This is a genomic window from Pseudorhodoplanes sinuspersici (genome assembly GCF_002119765.1).
Classification (GTDB): domain Bacteria; phylum Pseudomonadota; class Alphaproteobacteria; order Rhizobiales; family Xanthobacteraceae; genus Pseudorhodoplanes; species Pseudorhodoplanes sinuspersici.
The window spans coordinates 4,638,242-4,658,710 of sequence record NZ_CP021112.1 but is presented as its reverse complement, the minus strand read 5'-3'; the positions used below and the strand labels follow the sequence as shown (position 1 = coordinate 4,658,710).

Annotated in this window: 21 protein-coding genes and 1 tRNA gene; 7 read left to right on the top strand and 15 right to left on the bottom strand. The window is 58.4% G+C overall.

The genetic code is table 11. The annotated features are described in order from the left end of the window. Positions 1-24 precede the first annotated feature (24 nt). From clpX to CAK95_RS22695, 4 genes are all read right to left on the bottom strand, one after another. Positions 25-1,299, bottom strand: a complete 1,275-nt coding sequence (clpX, locus tag CAK95_RS22710) for an ATP-dependent Clp protease ATP-binding subunit ClpX (RefSeq protein ID WP_086089988.1) — start codon at positions 1,297-1,299, stop codon at positions 25-27. A 385-nt stretch (positions 1,300-1,684) separates the two neighbouring features. After that, positions 1,685-2,329, bottom strand: coding sequence for an ATP-dependent Clp endopeptidase proteolytic subunit ClpP (gene clpP / locus CAK95_RS22705; protein ID WP_086091593.1), 645 nt, complete (start codon positions 2,327-2,329; stop codon positions 1,685-1,687). Between the two features lie 88 nt (positions 2,330-2,417). Beyond that, positions 2,418-3,773, bottom strand: a complete 1,356-nt coding sequence (gene tig, locus CAK95_RS22700; protein WP_086091592.1) for a trigger factor — start codon at positions 3,771-3,773, stop codon at positions 2,418-2,420. 68 nt (positions 3,774-3,841) lie between these two features. After that, positions 3,842-3,926, bottom strand: a tRNA-Leu gene (locus tag CAK95_RS22695). A gap of 131 nt (positions 3,927-4,057) precedes the next feature. On the opposite strand from CAK95_RS22695, the gene CAK95_RS22690 reads away from it, so the two are divergent. Further along, positions 4,058-5,479, top strand: a complete 1,422-nt coding sequence (locus CAK95_RS22690) for a multicopper oxidase family protein (protein WP_183044170.1) — start codon at positions 4,058-4,060, stop codon at positions 5,477-5,479. On the opposite strand, the gene CAK95_RS22685 is transcribed toward CAK95_RS22690, so the two are convergent. Further along, a complete protein-coding gene (locus tag CAK95_RS22685; RefSeq protein WP_086089986.1) occupies positions 5,476-6,981 on the bottom strand; it encodes an NAD(P)H-hydrate dehydratase in 1,506 nt (501 codons plus the stop codon). The genes CAK95_RS22690 and CAK95_RS22685 overlap by 4 nt on opposite strands. A 244-nt stretch (positions 6,982-7,225) precedes the next feature. Between CAK95_RS22685 and CAK95_RS22680 the strand changes: the two genes are divergently transcribed. Together CAK95_RS22680 and glnA are read left to right on the top strand one after the other, a co-directional pair. After that, the gene (locus CAK95_RS22680) at positions 7,226-7,564 is read left to right on the top strand and encodes a P-II family nitrogen regulator (RefSeq protein ID WP_086089985.1); all 339 of its coding nucleotides are present in this window, start codon (positions 7,226-7,228) and stop codon (positions 7,562-7,564) included. 46 nt (positions 7,565-7,610) lie between these two features. Then, entirely contained in the window at positions 7,611-9,020 is a 1,410-nt protein-coding gene (glnA, locus tag CAK95_RS22675; RefSeq protein ID WP_086089984.1) for a type I glutamate--ammonia ligase, read from the top strand. 105 nt (positions 9,021-9,125) lie between these two features. Here the strand turns inward: glnA and CAK95_RS22670 are convergent, their stop codons facing one another. The 5 genes from CAK95_RS22670 to CAK95_RS22650 form a co-directional block, all read right to left on the bottom strand. Further along, entirely contained in the window at positions 9,126-10,097 is a 972-nt protein-coding gene (locus CAK95_RS22670) for a Bug family tripartite tricarboxylate transporter substrate binding protein (RefSeq protein WP_157699708.1), read from the bottom strand. Between the two features lie 506 nt (positions 10,098-10,603). Beyond that, entirely contained in the window at positions 10,604-11,839 is a 1,236-nt protein-coding gene (locus CAK95_RS22665) for a GGDEF domain-containing protein (RefSeq protein ID WP_086089982.1), read from the bottom strand. 243 nt (positions 11,840-12,082) lie between these two features. Continuing rightward, positions 12,083-12,562 (bottom strand): 30S ribosomal protein S9, encoded by a 480-nt coding sequence (rpsI, locus tag CAK95_RS22660; RefSeq protein ID WP_086089981.1) that lies wholly within the window; start codon positions 12,560-12,562, stop codon positions 12,083-12,085. A gap of 2 nt (positions 12,563-12,564) precedes the next feature. After that, positions 12,565-13,026 carry a 50S ribosomal protein L13 gene (gene rplM, locus CAK95_RS22655; RefSeq protein WP_086089980.1) on the bottom strand — a complete coding sequence of 154 codons (462 nt, stop codon included), beginning with the start codon at positions 13,024-13,026 and terminating at the stop codon, positions 12,565-12,567. 127 nt (positions 13,027-13,153) lie between these two features. Further along, positions 13,154-13,603, bottom strand: a complete 450-nt coding sequence (locus tag CAK95_RS22650; RefSeq protein ID WP_086089979.1) for a PaaI family thioesterase — start codon at positions 13,601-13,603, stop codon at positions 13,154-13,156. A gap of 90 nt (positions 13,604-13,693) precedes the next feature. On the opposite strand from CAK95_RS22650, the gene CAK95_RS22645 reads away from it, so the two are divergent. The 3 genes from CAK95_RS22645 (at position 13,694) to CAK95_RS22635 (ending at position 16,666) form a co-directional block, all read left to right on the top strand. Next, complete coding sequence (locus CAK95_RS22645) at positions 13,694-14,518, top strand: enoyl-CoA hydratase (protein ID WP_086091591.1); 825 nt, start codon at positions 13,694-13,696, stop codon at positions 14,516-14,518. 86 nt (positions 14,519-14,604) lie between these two features. Then, on the top strand, positions 14,605-15,183 hold the full coding sequence (locus tag CAK95_RS22640) for a CoA-binding protein (protein WP_086089978.1): 579 nt from the start codon (positions 14,605-14,607) through the stop codon (positions 15,181-15,183). A gap of 202 nt (positions 15,184-15,385) precedes the next feature. Next, positions 15,386-16,666 carry an O-acetylhomoserine aminocarboxypropyltransferase gene (locus tag CAK95_RS22635; protein WP_086089977.1) on the top strand — a complete coding sequence of 427 codons (1,281 nt, stop codon included), beginning with the start codon at positions 15,386-15,388 and terminating at the stop codon, positions 16,664-16,666. A gap of 83 nt (positions 16,667-16,749) precedes the next feature. On the opposite strand, the gene CAK95_RS29725 is transcribed toward CAK95_RS22635, so the two are convergent. From CAK95_RS29725 to CAK95_RS22615, 4 genes are all read right to left on the bottom strand, one after another. Further along, positions 16,750-16,896 (bottom strand): hypothetical protein, encoded by a 147-nt coding sequence (locus CAK95_RS29725; protein WP_157699707.1) that lies wholly within the window; start codon positions 16,894-16,896, stop codon positions 16,750-16,752. A 93-nt stretch (positions 16,897-16,989) separates the two neighbouring features. After that, positions 16,990-17,286, bottom strand: a complete 297-nt coding sequence (locus CAK95_RS30510; RefSeq protein WP_157699706.1) for a GTP-binding protein — start codon at positions 17,284-17,286, stop codon at positions 16,990-16,992. A 39-nt stretch (positions 17,287-17,325) separates the two neighbouring features. After that, complete coding sequence (locus CAK95_RS22625; protein ID WP_086089975.1) at positions 17,326-17,682, bottom strand: iron chaperone; 357 nt, start codon at positions 17,680-17,682, stop codon at positions 17,326-17,328. 254 nt (positions 17,683-17,936) lie between these two features. Further along, a complete protein-coding gene (locus CAK95_RS22615; protein ID WP_086091590.1) occupies positions 17,937-19,019 on the bottom strand; it encodes a COX15/CtaA family protein in 1,083 nt (360 codons plus the stop codon). A 118-nt stretch (positions 19,020-19,137) separates the two neighbouring features. On the opposite strand from CAK95_RS22615, the gene CAK95_RS22610 reads away from it, so the two are divergent. Continuing rightward, complete coding sequence (locus CAK95_RS22610; protein WP_086089973.1) at positions 19,138-19,347, top strand: DUF2842 domain-containing protein; 210 nt, start codon at positions 19,138-19,140, stop codon at positions 19,345-19,347. Here the strand turns inward: CAK95_RS22610 and CAK95_RS22605 are convergent. Further along, on the bottom strand, positions 19,344-20,405 hold the full coding sequence (locus CAK95_RS22605; RefSeq protein WP_086089972.1) for a polysaccharide deacetylase family protein: 1,062 nt from the start codon (positions 20,403-20,405) through the stop codon (positions 19,344-19,346). The two genes, CAK95_RS22610 and CAK95_RS22605, sit on opposite strands and share 4 nt — an antisense overlap. Positions 20,406-20,469 lie beyond the last annotated feature (64 nt).

Here is a 20,469-nt window from a genome sequence, read left to right as displayed (position 1 = left end):
ATCGCAACAGCGAGGCTGGAACAATCAGGCCGTCGCTGGCGTATCCACCGCTCGATCGGAGCGGTCAGCGTAGATGTAGAGTGGGCGCGCTGTGCCCTCCACCACTTCGCGGGAAATGACGACCTCTTCCACACCTTCGAGGCTGGGTAGATCGAACATGGTATCCAGCAGGATACCTTCCATGATCGACCGCAGGCCGCGTGCCCCGGTTTTTCGCTCGATCGCCTTGCGGGAGATGGCGCCCAGCGCCTCCTCCGCGAAGGTCAGATCGATGTTCTCCATCTCGAACAGACGCTGGTATTGTTTCACCAGCGCATTCTTCGGCTCGACCAGGATCTTCTTCAATGACGCTTCGTCGAGATCTTCCAGCGTCGCCACAACCGGCAGGCGGCCGACGAACTCGGGGATAAGACCGTATTTCAGCAAGTCTTCCGGCTCGACCTCGCGGAAGATCTCACCGGCCCGGCGGTCTTCCGGAGCGCGCACGGTCGCACCGAAGCCGATCGAGGTCGAACGGCCGCGCGCCGAGATGATCTTGTCGAGGCCGGCAAAGGCGCCGCCGCACACGAACAGGATGTTGGTGGTGTCGACCTGCAGGAATTCCTGCTGCGGATGCTTGCGACCGCCCTGCGGCGGCACCGATGCCACGGTGCCTTCCATGATCTTGAGCAAGGCCTGCTGCACGCCCTCACCCGACACATCGCGCGTGATGGAAGGATTGTCGGACTTGCGCGAGATCTTGTCGATTTCGTCGATATAGACGATGCCGCGCTGCGCGCGCTCGACATTGTAGTCGGCCGCTTGCAACAGCTTCAGGATGATGTTCTCGACATCCTCGCCGACATAACCGGCTTCGGTCAGCGTCGTCGCATCGGCCATTGTGAACGGCACATCCAGGATGCGCGCCAGCGTCTGCGCCAGCAGTGTCTTGCCCGAACCAGTCGGGCCGATCAGCAGGATGTTCGATTTCGCCAGCTCAACATCGTTGTGCTTGGTCTGATGGTTCAGCCGCTTGTAGTGATTATGGACTGCGACCGAGAGCACCTTTTTCGCGTGATCCTGGCCGATCACGTAATCGTCCAAAACCTTGCGGATTTCTTTTGGCGTCGGGATGCCGTCCCGCGATTTCACCAGCGAGGATTTGTTCTCTTCACGGATGATATCCATGCAGAGTTCAACGCACTCGTCGCAGATGAAAACGGTCGGTCCCGCGATCAACTTGCGGACTTCGTGCTGGCTCTTCCCGCAGAACGAACAGTAAAGCGTGTTCTTGGAATCGCTGCCGCCGACCTTGCTCATTCCAATCTCCGTATCATCCGCGTGAACGACCGACCGGGCGCCCACATTTCCTAACACCTGTCAGGCGGCCAAAGCGTGGCACCCTGGGCACAGTCCGCCCCAAACTTCCTCCCCGGCCTGAACCTCTGTGACAGTCTAGCGAAGCATGCTAGCGACACGATAATCAAGAATTCATTAACGATAATGAGCCCTTGAACCGGTTCCGAGGCCAAATGATGGGCCTCTTCGGTCCGATTCGGGAAGCCGCGATCCGCCTCCCGAACCCATTGTCGTGTTGAAACTGTCCCAAAAGCCAGCCTTAGCTTGAAAGCTAGGACTGCTGTCTCAAATATTCGCTTAATCGGGTCATTCAACCCTGAACGATCAACCCTGGAAAATCAGCGGCTCAGCTTTTAGGAGCCGGGGCAGCCAGCGGGTCCTCGATGCGCTTGTCGATGACCTTGTCGACCAGACCGAAGTCCTTGGAGGCCTCGGCCGTCAGGAAGTAATCGCGCTCCAGCGCATCCTCGATCTTCTTCAGCGGCTGGCCGGTATGCTTCATATAGATCTCGTTCAGCCGCTTCTTGAGATTCAGAATCTCCTGAGCGTGCAGCATGATGTCGGTCGCCTGGCCCTGGAAGCCGCCGGACGGCTGGTGAACCATGATGCGTGCATTCGGCAGAGCGAAGCGCAGGTCCTTCTCACCTGCCGCCAGCAACAGCGAACCCATCGATGCCGCCTGCCCGATGCAAAGCGTCGAGACAGCCGGGCGGATGAATTGCATCGTATCGTAGATCGCCATGCCCGATGTCACTACGCCGCCGGGCGAGTTGATGTACATCGAGATTTCCTTCTTCGGATTCTCGGCTTCGAGGAACAGCAATTGCGCGACGATCACCGTCGCCATCCCGTCTTCAACCGGACCGGTCACGAAGATGATGCGTTCCTTCAGCAGCCGCGAATAAATGTCGTACGAGCGCTCACCACGGTTGGTCTGCTCGACCACCATGGGCACGAGATAGTTCATGTAAGTGTTGACTGGATCTCTCATCTTCATCTCCAGCGCCGCGAATCGCGGCGCATCTTCCGATCACGTTCGCCCAACAGGTAGGGCACGTCCCCACTTAATCAATCGTAACTCAAGCAGCCGCTTCTTCGTCGTTGCGGTACAATTCCTCGCGCGACACTGTCTTGTCGCTCACCTTGGCAAGAGCGAGGATAAAGTCCGTCACCTTGTTCTCGATCAGCGGCGCACGAATGCTGGCGACTGCTTCCGGGTTATTGCGGAACATGTCCCAAAGTTCTTTCTCGCGCCCCGGATATTGCCGCACATGCTCCACGATGGCGCGTGTCGTCTCTTCGTCCGTCACGTTGATGTTGTTCCTGCGGGCGATTTCGTCAAGGAGCAGTCCGAGACGAACGCGACGGTCGGCAATGCGCTGATATTCGGCGCGCTCCTTCTCTTCGGTCGTGTTCTCGTCTTCGAAGGTCCTGCCCTGCTGCTTCAGCTCTTCGGTCGCCGTTGTCCACAGATTGTTGAATTCCTGCTCGACCAAAGCCGGCGGCAGCGGGAATTTGTGACGCTCGTCGAGCGCGTCGAACAACACCCGCTTCACGCGCTGCTTCGACACGGAATCGTGCTCGCGCTGAATCCGTTCGCGCACGGCATCCTTCAGCTTGTCGAGCGACTCCATCCCTAAGGATTTGGCGAATTCGTCGTCGATCTTGACCTCACTCGGCGCCTCGAGCGTCTTTGCAGTGACGTCGAACTCTGCCGCCTTTCCGGCCAATTGAGCGGCTGGATAGTTTTCGGGGAACGTCACGTTGATCTTGCGATTCTCGCCAACCGTGATGCCGACGAGCTGATCTTCGAAGCCTGGGATGAAGGTATTCGATCCGATATTCACGGCAACATCGTCGGCCGAACCGCCGTCGAACGGCACGCCATCGATTGATCCCACGAACGAGATCGTAACGCGATCATCCTTCTCGGCCTTCGCACCCTCAGCCTTCGCGGCAAACGGACGATTCTGATCTGCGATTCGCTTCAGGCCTTCGTCGACTTCCTCGTCGTTCACTGCGGTGACGAGGCGCGTAACATCGATTGACTTGAAATCCGTCAATTCGATCGGCGCGAGAATTTCCATCTCGACCGTGTAGGCGAGATCGGATTTGCCGTTGATGACGTCCTCGACCGCCTTCTCGTCTTCGGGCAGGTTCACCTTCGGCTGCATCGCCAGACGGAAATTGTTGTCGGCAACAATCTTCGAATTCACATCGCGCATCGCTGCGTCGATCGCCTCCGCCATTGCGGAGCGGCCGTACATGCGGCGCAGATGTGCCGTCGGCACTTTGCCCGGACGAAAGCCGTTGATACGGACCTTGTCCTTCATCGCATCCAGGCGCTCACTGACCTTGCTATCGAGCTCGCCGGCGGGAATCACCACGCTGAATTCGCGGCGCAAGCCGTCGGACAATGTTTCGGTCACTTGCATGGTAATCGCCTTCGTTCCTCGTTGCCGCAGGAGCGGCATATGTTGTTGAATTCGGCCGTTCCCAGCTTTGGTGCGGGCGGAGGGACTTGAACCCCCACGACTTGCGTCACTGGAACCTAAATCCAGCGCGTCTACCAATTCCGCCACGCCCGCGCGCAGGGCATCGCGCGGCACTGCAGGTCATGTTTGGGCCGAGCGGCGCGGCTTATAACATGTGCGTCGAAACAAGCACTAGAAAAATGGGTGGTCATGCCCGCCCTCGCAATGTTGATCCAGGAGCGGCGATGAAAGTCCCCTTTTTTCAGAAATCTCTCACCCGCCGTGCGTTCGTGTCCGCCGCCAGTCTATCGGCCACGGTGACGATCCTCGGCGGATCACGCGCCGTGAGTCAGGCCATGGCCCAAGCCGAGGCTATCGCCGAATTGCGGGCGAAAGCAGGATCAGTCAGACTCCGTGGACCGCAGCAGCCTGCGACCAATATCATGGGCTATGGTGGCACTGTCCCGGGGCCGACGGTACGCCTCAGACGCGGCCAGGAGTTCACGGCGCGGCTGATCAACGATGGAGCTGAACCGACCACGATCCATTGGCACGGCCTGCGCGTGCCGAATGCCATGGATGGGACGCCCTATCTGACCCAACTGCCCGTCGCACCCGTTCAATCCTTCGACTATCGCTTCGTCGCGAAGGATGCCGGAACCTTCTGGTATCATGCGGCGCTGGCAGGCCAGCTTGCGCGCGGCTTGTACGGGCCGGTGATCGTCGATGAGAGCGAACCGGTCGATGTCGACCATGACGTGCTGCTGGTGCTCGACGACTGGAATCTTGATGACAATGGATCGTTGCGTGATATCGGCGGTTCTGCAGCCTCAGGACAGCACTTCCTCTTCACCGCCAATGGTCTGCGTGACCTTGCCATTCCGGCGCGGCGAGGTGAGCGAATACGCCTTCGTCTGATCAACGCTACCGTGAACCGTCTCCTCCCGGTCAGTTTGTCGAACCAGACGGCCTGGGTGGTGGCAATCGACGGCCAGCCGGCCGAGCCCTTCATCGCGCGCGACAGCCAGGTCGTGATTGCACCAGGCAATCGGATCGACCTGTTTGTTGATATCGCTGAGGACGTAGGCGACACCGTGCCGATCGTGATCGACAGCGGCGGCGGACAAAGCGTTCAGATTGCACGGTTCGCGATCGAGGGCGGCGCCTCTCGCAATGGATCACGCGGCGCCCCTAAGTCCTTGCCACAGAACCCGCTTCCCTCGCGCATCGATCTTCGAAATGCACTTCGCGTCCAGCTTGCGCTCGGTGCGGCTCCGCTGCCAGCGAAGCCCTCCGTGGAGAGGAAAAAAATCTCAAACCCAAAGACGAACAACCAAGGAACCAACGTTTCCTGGATGCCGATGGATCAGCTCTCCAGCTCTCTTGGAGCACCTCTATTTTCGGTCAGGAAAGATCAACCCGTGGTACTGACCTTCGCCAATCCAGGTGACCAAGCCTACGTGATCCACGTGCACGGGCACACGTTCCGATTGCTCGATAATCTGGACGACGGCTGGAAACCGTTCTGGCTCGACACACTTTTGGTGGGTCCGCAGCAGACGGCGCGGATCGCGTTCGTCGCCGACCTCACCGGTAAATGGGCTATCGAACGCCGGTCCTTATCGGAACCATCCCGTGAATCACTGACCTGGTTCGAGGTATCCTAGCTGAGAACCGCCCCGAGTTCCGCATACAGCCGCCGGTAGACCGGCCGGAGTGCCTCGGGAAGGTCTTCTGCAATCAAGCCCGGCCCCACCTCGCTGGCGGCCTCGCCGTGCAGCCAGACACCGGCGGCAGTTGCCTCGAAGGCCGGCATCCCCTGTGCACAGAGACCAGCGATGATACCGGCCAGAACATCACCCGCGCCGGCGGTAGCAAGGTACGGTGGCGCGTTTTCGCTGATCACGCCTCTTCCATCAGGCGAAAAAATAATGCTGTCAGCGCCTTTTAAGAGGATGACAGAACCTGTTTCATGTGAAGCAGCCTGAGTCGCCTCAAGTTTTTGTTTAACTGAAGGAATCTTCGACATTCTACTGAATATTCTAGAAAATTCCCCCTCATGCGGCGTAAGAATCGCTGTGGATTCCGGGTGATTCTTCAGCTCTGTAAAGAGTTCATTCGGCTTTTCCCCAAAGCTGGTCAGCGCGTCAGCATCTAGTATCATGGTGCGGTCCTGGCGGACGGCAGCCATAACCGTGGCCCGCATTTGCGGTCCTATGCCACCTCCAGGGCCGAGGATAACGGTATTGATCCGCCGATCTGACAGCAGCGATAAGAGCCCTTCCGCGCCTTCCGCCTCCCGCACCATGACCGCCAGATTGCTGGCCGCATTGACCGCCAAGGCGTCTCTCGGGCTTGCGATTGTGACCAGCCCTGCCCCGGCCCGCAATGCGCCGCGCGCGGACAGCCGGGCTGCACCGGTACTGCTCAGGCCGCCGGAGACGACCAGCGTATGCCCGCGCGAATATTTGTGACCTTCCACCCGAGGCACCGGGAAAAGATGAGCCCACCGGCTCGGCTGGTTTAGTGCTAACCGCGGTCGGATGTCCTGCAGAACCGATGACGGAATGCCGATATCGGCAATGGTCGTCATGCCGCAAAAAATCCGCCCGGGTAGAAGCACATGGCCTGGCTTCTTACGAAAAAAGGTCACCGTTTCGGCGGCCCGGATCGCTGTGCCCTGAACCGCTCCGGTATCGCCGTTGATGCCGCTCGGCAGGTCGACCGCGACGACATGGGCACCGGAATTATTGATCGCGCTAACCGCTACGGCGGCCTCCCCGTCCACATTGCGTGTGAGGCCGGCACCGAACAGCGCATCGACGACGATAGCTCCAGGCGGTATTTCGGCGATCATGGGGCCGACTGGCCCGCTGTAGCGTTTGGCTGCTGTGGCTGCGCCCCCCCGCAACTTGCTGATGTCGCCCAGCAACCTGAGATCGACTGAATAGCCGCGCTCGCCCAGCAATCGTGCTGCGACGAAGCCGTCGCCGCCGTTATTGCCGGGCCCGGCAATAACGATAACCGGTCTGATCGTGCCAAAATTCGCGCCGACCGCGTCTGCAACGGCGCGGCCGGCATTCTCCATCAGCTCGATCGACGGAGTGCCGCGCAAGACTGCCAGCCGATCGGCCTCGGCCATTTCTTTTGTGGTCAGGAGTTCGTGCATGACCTTCAGCTATGGCAGCACCTCGTTTGCGGACAATGAACAATCCTAAACTGAACAAGAAATGCGCAGATTGCACAATTTATAATCTGAGATGACTCTGGCACTCGCCGCTTAATTAAGCGAAATCGGGCAAACGGCTGCTGCGGAACTGCTTTTTGTTTTCATACGGATTGGCATAAGACCTGCTAACGAAGGGCGGGCTCCGCCGATCAGATTCTGACCGGCGGACCGGGAGAGGATTCGCATGAAAAAGATCGAGGCGATCATCAAGCCGTTCAAACTCGATGAGGTGAAGGAGGCGCTTCAGGAAGTCGGACTCCAGGGCATCACCGTCACCGAAGCCAAGGGTTTCGGCCGCCAAAAGGGCCATACCGAGCTTTATCGTGGTGCCGAATACGTTGTGGATTTTCTTCCGAAAGTGAAGATCGAAATCGTTCTCGGCGACGATATGGTCGAGAAAGCTGTCGACGCCATCCGCCGTGCCGCGCAAACCGGCCGGATCGGCGACGGTAAGATTTTCGTCTCGACCATCGAAGAAGCCATCCGGATCAGGACCGGGGAATCCGGATTGGACGCGATCTGATATCGCTATCGTTTTCACGACCCGTACAAATAAGGGGAACGCGTTTATGACGACCGCTAAAGACGTAATGAAGATGATCAAGGAAAACGACGTGAAGTACGTCGATTTCCGGTTCACAGATCCGCGCGGCAAATGGCAGCACGTAACCTTCGATATTACGATGATCGAAGAGGACACCTTTGCGGAAGGCGTCATGTTCGATGGATCATCGATCGCCGGCTGGAAGGCGATCAACGAATCCGACATGTGCCTGATGCCGGATCCGGCAACGGCCTGCATCGATCCCTTCTTCGCGGAAACGACTCTCGTCCTCGTCTGCGACGTGCTCGAGCCGACAACCGGCGAGCCGTATAATCGCGATCCGCGCGGCATCGCCAAGAAGGCCGAGGCCATGGTGAAGTCGATGGGCCTCGGCGACACGGTCTATTTCGGACCGGAAGCCGAGTTCTTCGTGTTCGATGACGTCAAATTCCGCGCCGACCCCTACAATACTGGATTCAAACTCGACTCGATTGAATTGCCGACCAATTCGGACGCCGATTATGAGGCCGGCAATCTCGGCCATCGCATTGGTACCAAGAAAGGCTACTTCCCGGTTCCGCCGCAGGACTCCGCACAGGACATGCGCGGCGAGATGCTCGCTTCGATGGCAAAGATGGGTGCCAAGATTGAAAAGCATCACCACGAAGTGGCATCGGCCCAGCACGAGCTCGGCCTCAAATTCTCGCCGATGACCTACATGGCCGATCAGTTGCAGATCTATAAGTACTGCATCCATCAGGTCGCCAACATCTACGGCAAGACCGCGACCTTCATGCCGAAGCCGGTCTATGGCGACAACGGTTCGGGCATGCATTGTCACCAGTCGATCTGGAAAGACGGCAAGCCTGTCTTCGCCGGCAACAAGTATTCCGATCTATCGGAAACCTGCCTGCAATACATCGCTGGCGTCATCAAACATGCGAAGGCGATCAACGCTTTCACTAACCCGACGACGAACTCCTACAAGCGTCTGGTGCCGGGTTACGAAGCGCCGGTACTGCTCGCCTATTCGGCGCGTAACCGATCGGCCTCGTGCCGCATCCCCTACACGACCAACCCGAAGGCAAAGCGCGTCGAGGTTCGCTTCCCCGACCCGCTCGCCAATCCGTATCTCGGCTTCGCTGCGCTGCTGATGGCGGGTCTCGATGGCATCAAGAACAAGATGGACCCCGGTCCGGCGATGGACAAGGACCTCTACGATCTGCCTCCGGCGGAGTTGAAGGAAATCCCGACGGTGTGCGGCTCGCTGCGGGAAGCACTCGAATGCCTTGACAAGGATCGCGCGTTCCTGAAGGCCGGCGGCGTGTTCGATGACGACTTCATCGACGCCTATATCGAACTGAAGATGACGGAAGTCATCCGCTTCGAACACACACCGCATCCGGTGGAATTCGAGATGTACTATTCCGCATAAGACGTGTTCCTCGCAGGCATCGCGCAAGCGATGCGAACTATCAGGGCGCCCCGCAAGGGCGCCCTTTTGTTTGCTATCTTATGCCGTGCCGTAAGAGCCTTTCGACTAATCGACCACGGCTCCGCTCTTGCGGATCGGATCAGTCCATTTAGTGATCTCGTCCTTGACGAATTGGCGCAGATAATCCGGACTTGTTCTGTCAGACGACACGATGGTCGCGCCGAGCGTCTGCAATTGCCGGCGGATGTCTGGATCGGCCATGCTCTGCAAAGCCGCATCGTGCATTTTCGTCACGATCGTTGCAGGCGTGTCCTTCGGAAACAGCAGCGCCGTCCAGGTGTAGGCCTGGATATCCTTGAAGCCCTTCTCGTAGGCCGTCGGCAGATCGGGAAGCACCGGCGAGCGATCGCGCGACAGGGTTGCCAGCGCCTTCACCGTACCGCCCTTGATCTGCGGCAGTGCCGTCACGACGATCTCGCACAGAAAGTCGATGCGCCCGGCCTGCAGATCCTGCATCGCCGGGCCGGTGCCCTTGTAAGGCACATGCTGGATGTTAGTGCCGATGGCTTGGGTCAGCAGGATGCAGCCGAGATGGGTCGCAGAACCGGCGCCGGCCGAGCCGTAATTCATCTTGCCCTGGTTGGCTTTGGCATAGGCGATGAATTCCTCCAGCGAGTTTACCGGCAGGTCCTTGCGCACGATCAGAACGAGCGGGATTTCGGCGATCAGATTGACCGGGGTGAAATCCGTCGCCGCATTGTAGAGCGGATTTTTGTACAGCAGTTGCGAATGTGCATGCGTCGCGATCGTCCCGAGGATGGCGGTGTAACCATCGGGCGCTGCCTTAGCGACGCGCTGGCCTCCCATCATGCCGCCAGCGCCCGGCACATTCTCGATCACGACCGGCTGCCCGAGCGCTTTCCCCATCCGCTCGGCCATGACCCGGCCAAAGACATCGATCGGACCGCCAGCCGCAGCCGACACCACCATCGTGACCGGACGGGACGGCCAGTCCTGCGCCTGCGCGCCGGCAGCGAATGCGATGGACATCAGACAGGCGACAGCGATTCTCAACATAGCCTTTGCTCCAGTTGGGCCGCAACAGCGGCGCAATGGCGCAAAGTGATACGAAGCGCCCCACCAACGCAAGCGAACGAAACGGCTTAGAGGTGGGTATTTGCTGACCTGAGTTGTGACGGCCTCGGCCATCGCCGATAGCGCCTCAGGCTTTCTGTTTCGACGGTTCGATGTGGAAATGCGAGGGCGGAATGATGCCTGTTCGGGCGAAGATGCCTCGGTTTTGAATTCGCTACCAAACCGCCGCAAGGGAAACGATCGCTACAGCAACCAACACCCACAATTCCCCCCGACGCCATACGGGCAGCCTGTAAGCGCCGGCTTTGCGACGCTCCGCAATCAGTGCGGCTTCGTATTCAGCAGAGGATGAAAAATGGCAACCAAGCGCGGCACCGGCCATTTCAGCCTGGAGCGATAGATGATCCAAACCTGGGTGAGTCCGTTCCTGCACCATGCAGCAACCATAGCGACCGACGGTTAACGTTCGTTTGCCCTGCTTTGCCCGATCAAGGCATGGCGGGGATCGGTGCATTCGGAATTTTCAGCGCCGGTCTAAACAACGCGATCGGCAATAATTTCCGTGCCTGTGGCGCTTGTTCGACGATATCCTTTTCGGTGCAAACGCGATTGCGTCCCAGTTTCTTTGCTGCATAGAGCGCTTCATCGGCCCTCGTCAGCATGGCCGAGACATCGGCATTTTCAGCTGGCGCTTCAATCGCCCCGATGCTGACCGTCGCATTCAAAATATGACCGGAAATTTCGATGCCCCTCGCCTGGAACGCTGCGCGCACGCGTTCGCCGACGATCAGCGCTGTCTCGCCACCGCCTGCGAGTATGGCAGCGAACTCCTCGCCGCCCAGTCGGCCGATCACGTCGTTCGTTCGCATGCTGCTGCTTGCTGTTTCGGCAAAGACTTTCAATGCGTCGTCGCCCACATCATGACCGAAGCGATCATTGATTGATTTGAAATGATCGAGATCGAACATCATCACGGTGACCGGTTGGCTGGATTTCCTTTGTGCCGCGATCAGCGTTTCCGCAGCCTCAGAGAATCCGCGGCGGTTGAACAGGCCGGTCATGGGATCGGTCATGGCTGCCGTCTTGTGGAGCTGCACGGTGTGCTCCTTTGTCATCACCATGACCATAAAGGCAGTGCCGACGACATAGAGCAGCATCAGAAGGGTGAACAACGGAAACCATCCGGCATGAGCCAACGAATCGCCGACAAAAAGTGAGGTCGTGAGGATTGGCGACAGGAAGATCACGCCATGCAGAACCGGAATGACAAACGCACGAATATTCGACTTTGGTTTGCGGCGTTCACGTTGAAGTTCGCCTGCGGTCAAGACGGCGTAAGTCGCAATAATGATTGACGCCACAATTACACGGGCACTGTCTGATTCAACGATCTCGGGTATCTGGCTCACCATCAGCCATATAAAAGCGCCCGCGCTTGCGGCGATCGGAATTATCGTCTGACCGTGGAATGTGCGTGCGCCACTCCAGATCAGACCGCAGCATAGAAACAGCAAGGCGCTCGCAATATCGAAGCGGTGTTCCGGCAATTGTTTCGGCATCACGAGCCACAAAGCCACGGCGACAGCGCCGAGCAGATATGCGGCCGCCCAATAACCGAGCGCACGCGCAGAGCGATCCTGAAGCCACAAAACGAGGAGGAAAATGCCAAGCAGGCTCGTGACAAACGTCGAAACAAGAAAAAGGGTCGGGATGTCGATCGACATAGAGCTCCTCAACAGGCGCGCAGAAACCCGCCGCCGCGAAAGCGGCGGTACAAGAATGTGTTATTCCATGTTGTCGGGGGGTGTTACCGAACGGTCATAAGGATAGATCGGCGCCTGTTGTGGAATGGTTTCTGGAGGCGCCGGCATTTTCTCGAAAAACGCCAATAAAAAAGGGGCCATTTGGCCCCTTTTTCAAAACAACTTTTGTTCGCTTTTGAATGAAAAGCGTCTCGATGTGAGCGATTAGCGCTTCGAGAACTGGAACGAACGACGGGCTTTTGCGCGGCCGTATTTCTTACGCTCGACGACGCGCGGATCGCGTGTAAGGAAGCCGCCGCGCTTCAGCGGCGAACGCAGATCCGGTTCGAAATAGGTCAGTGCCTTCGAGATACCGTGACGAACGGCACCCGCCTGCCCCGACAGACCGCCGCCGGAAACAGTGCAGATGACGTCATATTGTCCGCTGCGATTGGCGGCGACGATTGGCTGCTGGATCAGCATGCGCAGAACCGGACGAGCGAAGAATACTTCCACCGGACGCGTGTTGACGACGATCTTGCCGGAGCCCGGCTTGATCCATACGCGCGCCACGGCGTTCTTGCGCTTGCCAGTGGCATAAGCACGGCCCTGGGCATCGAGCTTCTGAACGTGCTTGGGCTGTTCGGCAACCGCCTGCGCCTTGAGCGAGGACAAGCCTTCGAGGGATTGAACGGATTCGGCCATGATCAGGCTGCCTTGTTCTTGCGGTTCATAGCGCCGACATCGAGCGCCTCGGGCTTCTGGGCTTCATGCGGATGTTCCGCACCCGGATAGACGCGCAGATTGCTCATCTGCTGGCGGCCAAGCGGGCCACGCGGGATCATGCGCTCAACCGCCTTCTCGACGATGCGCTCCGGAAAGCGGCCTTCGAAAATCGACTTCGCCGAGCGTTCCTTGATGCCGCCGATGAAACCGGTGTGGTGGTAATACATTTTCTGATCGCGCTTGCGGCCGGTGAACACGACCTTCGCCGCATTGATGACGATGACGTTGTCGCCGTCGTCCATGTGCGGGGTGAAGGTCGGCTTGTGCTTGCCGCGCAGGCGCATCGCGACGATCGTGGCCAGACGCCCGACCACGAGGCCGGTGGCGTCAATGACGATCCATTTCTTTTCGATGTCGGCGGGTGTCGCCGAGAAGGTGCTCATGACGAATTGTCCGGAGAGTTGCGTTGGCGCGCTTCTAAAGGAGCACCTATTTTTGGTCAATGCACTTGAAGGAGAAATAGCCCAATAGAAACAGCATCTTATAAAATAGGTTTTATATTACCTTCATTTAAGTGGCGGAAATCGGGGGAATTGAGTAAGTCGAGGTGACATGGGCGATGGGCTCATCCACCCCGTCCGAATAGAGTGTCACCTCCATCACCGCCAGCCGTTTGCCGAGTTTCATGATCCGCGCGTCAGCCAGAATGTCTCGCTGTTCCGGCCGGCGGAGAAAGTTGATGTTGAAATTGGTAGTAACAGCCAGTGCCACCGGACCGATCGCCGACAGGATTGCTACGTAAAGCGCGAAATCGGCGAGCATCATCATCGTCGGGCCGGAAATGGTGCCACCAGGCCTTATATACCTGTCGCTATAGGCGAGCCGCACACGACAATCGCCGTAATCGACGCGCTCGATAGAGAGCCCGCTGCCAGCATGGAAGGCTTGCGGAAACTCTTTTGCAAGGAATCCTTCCAGATCCTCCTTGGTCATTTGCAGTACCGTGATGGGTTTTGTCATGGGTGTTACCTGCCCCCCGCCCTTCGCATGCCGGCGATGGACGGATACAATGCGGATGAAATGATGCAAAGGTGCAAAGGCGCATTCGTGATGAATGTTCACGCCAAACCCGACACGCCATCAGCGGCTGACATCCTGCTGCGCGAGGATCGGGACAACATCGCCGTGCTGACCCTCAACCGGCCGGCGGCACGCAACAGTCTTTCCGAGAATCTGATCAAGGCGCTGAGCGACGCTTTCGATTCCATCGCGCAGGACGGCGCCATTCGCGTGGTGGTCATCGCGGCGAATGGACCTGCTTTCAGTGCGGGACACGATCTCAAGGAGCTGACGGCGCGCCGGGCGGATGCCGATGGTGGCAAGGCTTACTTCAAGCACATCATGACAATCTGCAGCGCGATGATGCAGAAGATCGTTGCATTGCCGCAGCCGGTGATCGCTGTCGTTTCCGGCGTAGCGACGGCCGCGGGGTGCCAGCTGGTCGCGACCTGCGATCTCGCCATCGCGTCGGCCGACGCACGATTTGCGACTCCCGGCGTCGATATCGGGCTGTTCTGTTCGACCCCGATGGTTGCCCTCACCCGCAATGTACCGCGAAAGAATGCGATGCATATGTTGCTGACGGGCGATCCGGTCTCGGCCGACGAAGCCGCGCGCATCGGTCTCGTCAATCGCGTCGTCCCGGCTGGCACAGAGCGCGATGAAGCCTTTGCCCTGGCAAGAAAGCTCGCCACAAAATCGAAAGCCACAGTGAAGATCGGCAAGAGCGCTTTCTACCGGCAGGCCGAGCTCGGCCTCGCCGAGGCCTACGCTTACGCCGCCGAAGTCATGACGCAGAACATGATGACCCGCGACGCCAGCGAGGGCATCTGTGCCTTCATCGAAAAGCGCGAACCCAAGTGGGAAGATCGCTGACCCGCCATCGCGCCGCCATTCCCGTCCTTTGAGCTTTGCAGTCCGACGCGAAATTCCTAAATAGGGATTTCAGGAAAGTCCTTTCAATGAACCACGACACTTACAACGACACCTATATTCGCGGCATCCTCAATACCGTGAAGACCATTGCGATGGTCGGGGTGTCGCCAAAAACCAACCGGCCGAGCTATTTCGCGTTCAAATATCTGCTGGAACGCGGCTATCGCATGATCCCGGTCAATCCCGGCCAGGCCGGCAAGGAACTGTTGGGCCAGCTCGTTTACGCGAAGCTTTCGGACATCCCCGAGCCCGTGGACATGGTCGATATCTTCCGCAATTCGGAGCATGCGCTCGGCGTCGTGCAGGAGGCGGTCGCGCTGTCGCCAAGGCCGCAGGTCATCTGGATGCAGCTTGGCGTCCGCAATGACGAGGCCGCAGCTTTGGCCGAAGCCAGCGGCATGAAGGTGGTGATGAACCGCTGCCCGAAGATCGAATATGGCCGGCTGTCGTCCGAAATTTCGTGGATGGGCGTGAATTCGCGCACCCTGTCGTCCAGACGTGCGCCGCTCGGCAAGGGTATCCAGCGCATGTCGTTGCAGCGCCGGACGATGTCAGGCGGATCGACCGACGCAACACAAAAGGCCGAGCGCAGCGATTCTCAATAAGAACAATACCTGCGTAGTTCCGGGCTGGTTTGGAATGAATGACTGCCTGATTGACGTTTTGCAGGAAAACCATCTTCATTAGCAGCCGCCGTTCGGCGCTTCTTGACCCTGCCCGCTCCTTCGATAAACCAGCGGCAGTTTTGAATCAGGCGCGAATTTTGCGCTGCAATCTGTCGTTCTGCCAACCCTCAAGGATATTGCGATGACCGAACGCAGTCCCGGCTTCAACACCCTGGCCATCCATGCCGGTGCGCAGCCGGACCCGACCACGGGCGCGCGCGCGACGCCGATTTACCAGACCACATCCTATGTGTTCGAAGACGTCGATCATGCCGCCTCGCTGTTCGGTCTGCAGACCTTCGGCAACATCTACACCCGCATCGGCAATCCGACCTGTGCAGTGCTGGAGGAGCGTATCGCCGCGCTGGAAGGCGGCACGGCCGGGCTTGCCACGGCCTCGGGCCATGCCGCGCAGGTGCTGGTGATGCAGGCGCTGATGATGCCAGGCGATGAATTCGTCGCCTCGAAAAAGCTTTACGGCGGCTCGATCAACCAGTTCAATCACTCCTTCAAGAGCTTTGGCTGGAACGTGGTGTGGGCCGATCCGGACGATATTCCCTCGTTCGAACGCGCGATCACGCCGAAGACCAAGGCGATTTTCATCGAATCGATCGCCAACCCCGGCGGCGTCATCACCGATATCGAAGCAGTGTCGAAGATCGCCAAGAAAGCGGGCGTACCGCTGATCGTCGATAACACGCTGGCAACGCCCTATCTCTGCAAGCCGTTTGACTACGGTGCCGACGTCATCGTGCATTCGCTGACCAAGTTTCTTGGCGGTCACGGCAATTCGGTCGGCGGCATGATCGTCGATGGCGGCACGTTCAACTGGTCGCGCGAAGGCCGTTATCCGATGCTGTCGGAACCGCGACCGGAATATCAGGGCATCGTGCTGCACGAGACATTCGGCAATTTCGCTTTTGCGATTGCCTGCCGCGTGCTCGGCTTGCGCGATCTCGGCCCTGCCCTGTCGCCGTTCAATGCGTTTTTGATCCTGACCGGCGTTGAAACCCTGCCGCTGCGCATGCAGCGTCACAGCGACAATGCGAAGGCAGTGGCGGAATGGCTGTCAAAGCAACCAGGAGTCGCCTGGGTCAGCTATCCGGGTCTTGCCAGCGACAAGTATTATTCGCTGGCGCAGAAATATTGCCCGAAAGGCGCCGGCGCGGTGTTCACCTTCGGGCTCAAGGGCGGTTACGAAGCCGGCGTGAAGCTGGTGTCGAATGTGCAATTGTTCTCGCACCTCGCCAATATCGGCGATACGCGCTCCTTGATCATCCATCCCGCGTCGACGACGCACCGGCAATTGAGCGATGCGCAGAAGGTTCAGGCCGGCGCGGGGCCGGACGTGGTGCGGCTCTCGATCGGCCTCGAGGACAAGGAAGACATCATCGCTGATCTGGAACAGGCGCTGAATAACTAAAGCTTTTCCGGCCTCGATGAAATCAAGGCCGGGGCTCTCGTTTTTTGACGCGTTTGTCTTTCCGCATACCGCACTCACGTCGCTCAAAAACGCTCTGACGTGGGGATAAAGCCCTGAAAGATTGAAAAAAGGCCCGCGCGATCCGCCGGGCCTTTTTGCTTTGGTCGTTGCGGGTGGGCGAAGGGCGCAAAAAACGATTGAAAATGCAGTCCTTTGCCTTCGCGTTTCACGTGAAAATATTCCTAATACGTGCCCTGGATCGACGCTGTCATGCTCGTAGAAGTGCGCATCCTCTGGCGCGGAGCGGAGTTCTCACTGCAGTATCACGCTGATATATCCCATCCTCTATCGCCACCTCCCCTTTTTGGGAGCGACAGGGTGTTAAAGCGTTGTTCGCCGATGTTGCGGGCGATGAAGACAAGCCAGCCGACGCGATCGGCACTCGGCCATGCCTGCAATTTGGCCGGCGGATGTGCAAGATGCTGCACGAATTGCACGATCACCCAGCGCCGGGTCAGGACCCATGAATTCCGATAGCATCGAATGACGCAATGAGCGCAAACTGCATCCGAAATGTGATTAGCTAATGTCCGCTTTGGACGAACGCTTCGAGTTCGCACCGGTTTGTAACCCGAACTTTGGATTGCCGAAGACAGTCGCTAAAACCCCTTTTTGCTGCGCGAACTAACTGCCAATTTCTCAACCAGTTCATCAGTGATCGGCTTACTCACCGAGAATGTAACTCCGGTCTTGGTTGCCTTAAGTTTCAAAGAAGCGATCTCGTCGGCATGGGCAGCAATCGCACCCGGGTCAACATAGAGACCACATTGTTTACTAAAGGCAGCATAGCCCGCGATGATCGTTTCTTCGATCTGAAATCCGGGCATATCATACTTCATGACTTCTTCGGCGTCTGGGAGTGCCCGCGATAGCTGTGCGCGCAGTCGGCCCAACATGGCGCGAAACTGCTCCGGTGCGGCGGCTATATAGGCGTCATGGTTATCCTTCTTCGTCATGCTGACAGTATGACTTTTAGCATGTCCAACGGCAACGACTGGGGCGCCGGAAGTTTATGGGCCGCAGAAGAGAACGCACTGAAGCGTTACTCCAAAGCCTTGTATAAACAACGTCACAAAATCGAGACCATGTTCGCAAAGTTGAAAGGCTCGCGACCTATCGCAACCGGATATGACCGTTGCGCCCACACCTACATGTCAGCAATCTGCATCGTAGAATCCGTAATTTCTGGATCAATCAATGAGTCCTGACCCTAACCCTGCGTCCCCGCTTTCACGGAGACAAGCGGCACAGCGGCTTGTGTATGCGCAAGCAATCGCGATGCATGAATGGTGGCGATGGTCAGCAGCACAATAGCCATCGCCTGATGCAAAAGAGCCAGCGACATCGGCACGAGCAGCAGCAACGTCATGATGCCGATCCCGGCCTGTACGACGAGCAGAAACGCAAAGGCATGAGCAAGCCCCTTCGCAGCGCGATCCTTCGTTCCCCGCGTGACGTCAATCGCATGCCAGATGCCGAAGGCCAGCAGCAGGTATGCCATCATGCGATGATTGAACTGCACCGTCAGCGTGTTTTCGAACAGATTGCGCCAGAGCGGTGTCTCGAACCACAGCCGATCTGCCGCGGGAACAAACGCGCCGTCAATCAGCGGCCATGTGTTGTAGGTCATGCCGGCATCAAGACCGGCGACCAGCGCACCAAGATAAATCTGGATCAGTGTCAGAACGACGAGGAAGCCGGCGCTTGTGCGCAGGCGTGCGGGCGCGGTCACGGGTGTGATCGGCTTCAAGCGCGTCACTGTCCAGATGATGGCCGCATAAATCACGCAGGCGAGCGTCATGTGAAAGGCCAGACGATATTGCGACACGCTGACTCGCTCGGCGAGGCCCGACGACACCATCCACCATCCGACCGCGCCCTGCGCGCCGCCAAGAAAGAACAGCAGCCACAATCGGCCGCGCAAGCCGGGGCCGACCCAGCCACGCCACAGGAAGAACAGAAACGGCAACGCAAAGACGACGCCAATGGTCCGGCCCAGCAACCGGTGCGCCCATTCCCACCAGAAGATGGTCTTGAACTCGGACAGGGACATCCCGCGGTTGACCTCACGGTATTGCGGGATCTGCTTGTACTTGTCGAACTCGACCGTCCATTGCGCCTCGGTCAAAGGCGGCAGAACACCGGTTACCGGCTTCCACTCGACGATCGAGAGGCCAGATTCGGTCAGCCGCGTCGCGCCGCCGACGATCAAGGTTCCCACCACAAGGGCTGCGACAATCAGAAGCCAGATCCTGATGATGGACAGGCGTGAGTTTTCGGAACTTTGCGACATCGTTTTCTGTCCTGCACCAGAGTTTCCGATGCGATTCTTTCGATCTTGTTTTGATATCTTGCCGATTGCGCGGGGACCATATAGGCAGCAGCCCAGCTGCCACAACCAGTCCATCTGCATGTCTATTCGCACCCGCAAACTGATCGGCGCCATTGGACTTTTGGTCCTTGTCACCGCCTGGGCGCTTTTGGCGATGGCATTTGCGCAATTCGCCTTTTCCAATCCCAACGCCTATGTGGCCTGGATTTTCTACGTGGTCGCCGGGATGGGTTGGATCTTCCCCGCCATGCCGCTGATCAGATGGATGGAAGGCGGGCGAAAAGCCTAGGCCGCGGCCTTCGGGCGGCGGAAGCCATTCCACATCGCCGTTGCCGTGCCGGACATCAGAACCCGCAGATAGCGGAGTTGCTGGTATTCGCCGTTAAGCGAAATACGCGGCAGCGCCATCAAGTGATCCCGATGTCCGGGGAAAAGCACGCCGGGCTGCGTCGTGACCGCCGTCTTGAAGCCGAGTTCGGCAGCGATCGCGAATTCACGCGAACCGGCCGAAGTCGGATCGCCAACCGGATAGGCGAAATGTTCGGGACGAATGCCGATGGCGGATTCGATCACCGCGCGGCTCATCTCCATTTCCGAACGGGCCACGCGATCGCTGGTTTTCTTCAGGATCGGGTGATTGACAGTATGCGCACCGATGGTGACCAAAGGATCGCGTGACAGCTCTGCGATATCTTCCCAGCTCATGCAAAGCTCTTCGCAGAGCGCTTTCATGTCGACGCCGTAACGCCCGCAGAGATCCCGGACCACGCCACGAAGTTCATCCTCTGTCTTCATGCTGCGCAGCCACCAGTACAGCTGCTCGTAAATGTTCTTCTTGTCGGAGTCAGTTGTGCAATCGAACCGGCGCTCGTCGCCGTCGATGTAAAGGCCGATACGATCGTTCCTGGCGACGATGCGCTCCAAAGCCACCCACCAGATTTCGCCAATACGGTCCGCAAATCCAGTTGGGACATAGAGCGCGAACGGCACGTCGTTCTTCTTCAGGACCGGATAGGCCCATTGTAAAAGATCGCGGTAGCCATCGTCGAAGGTCAGACAGACGAACCGCCGTTTGAAATCACGCTCGACCAGCCGCCGATGCATCTCGTCGAGCGATACGATATCGAGACCCGATCGCCGCAGGCGCCGAACGACCGCGGCGAAAAATCCCGGAGCCACCTCCAGCAGGCGGTTCGGCTGGAACGTGCCGGGACGCGAGGGCTTGACGTGATGCAGGGTCAGGATCACCCCGACGCCCTGGAACAAAGGCCGCAAAGCTATATGGGCGCCACTGAAATAGAGTGTTTCGAGGCCCGCCCGGATGATGGTTTTCTTGAGGCCACTCACGACAGGCAATACACCCTGCTATTTCGGCCGGAATCTGGCCGATTCCCGAAAGAAGCGGTGATCC

Excerpts from the sequence above, each read along its gene's own strand:
- CAK95_RS22635 (WP_086089977.1), top strand. The coding sequence starts at position 15,386 with ATGACCGAACGCAGTCCCGGCTTCAACACCCTGGCCATCCATGCCGGT.
- CAK95_RS22640 (WP_086089978.1), top strand. The coding sequence starts at position 14,605 with ATGAACCACGACACTTACAACGACACCTATATTCGCGGCATCCTCAAT.
- tig (WP_086091592.1), bottom strand. The coding sequence starts at position 3,773 with ATGCAAGTGACCGAAACATTGTCCGACGGCTTGCGCCGCGAATTCAGC.
- CAK95_RS22625 (WP_086089975.1), bottom strand. The coding sequence starts at position 17,682 with ATGACGAAGAAGGATAACCATGACGCCTATATAGCCGCCGCACCGGAG.
- rplM (WP_086089980.1), bottom strand. The coding sequence starts at position 13,026 with ATGAGCACCTTCTCGGCGACACCCGCCGACATCGAAAAGAAATGGATC.
- CAK95_RS22685 (WP_086089986.1), bottom strand. The coding sequence starts at position 6,981 with ATGCACGAACTCCTGACCACAAAAGAAATGGCCGAGGCCGATCGGCTG.
- CAK95_RS22680 (WP_086089985.1), top strand. The coding sequence starts at position 7,226 with ATGAAAAAGATCGAGGCGATCATCAAGCCGTTCAAACTCGATGAGGTG.
- CAK95_RS22670 (WP_157699708.1), bottom strand. The coding sequence starts at position 10,097 with ATGTTGAGAATCGCTGTCGCCTGTCTGATGTCCATCGCATTCGCTGCC.
- glnA (WP_086089984.1), top strand. The coding sequence starts at position 7,611 with ATGACGACCGCTAAAGACGTAATGAAGATGATCAAGGAAAACGACGTG.
- CAK95_RS22610 (WP_086089973.1), top strand. The coding sequence starts at position 19,138 with ATGTCTATTCGCACCCGCAAACTGATCGGCGCCATTGGACTTTTGGTC.
- clpP (WP_086091593.1), bottom strand. The coding sequence starts at position 2,329 with ATGAGAGATCCAGTCAACACTTACATGAACTATCTCGTGCCCATGGTG.
- CAK95_RS22690 (WP_183044170.1), top strand. The coding sequence starts at position 4,058 with ATGAAAGTCCCCTTTTTTCAGAAATCTCTCACCCGCCGTGCGTTCGTG.
- CAK95_RS22665 (WP_086089982.1), bottom strand. The coding sequence starts at position 11,839 with ATGTCGATCGACATCCCGACCCTTTTTCTTGTTTCGACGTTTGTCACG.
- CAK95_RS22615 (WP_086091590.1), bottom strand. The coding sequence starts at position 19,019 with ATGTCGCAAAGTTCCGAAAACTCACGCCTGTCCATCATCAGGATCTGG.
- clpX (WP_086089988.1), bottom strand. The coding sequence starts at position 1,299 with ATGAGCAAGGTCGGCGGCAGCGATTCCAAGAACACGCTTTACTGTTCG.
- CAK95_RS22645 (WP_086091591.1), top strand. The coding sequence starts at position 13,694 with ATGAATGTTCACGCCAAACCCGACACGCCATCAGCGGCTGACATCCTG.
- CAK95_RS22650 (WP_086089979.1), bottom strand. The coding sequence starts at position 13,603 with ATGACAAAACCCATCACGGTACTGCAAATGACCAAGGAGGATCTGGAA.
- rpsI (WP_086089981.1), bottom strand. The coding sequence starts at position 12,562 with ATGGCCGAATCCGTTCAATCCCTCGAAGGCTTGTCCTCGCTCAAGGCG.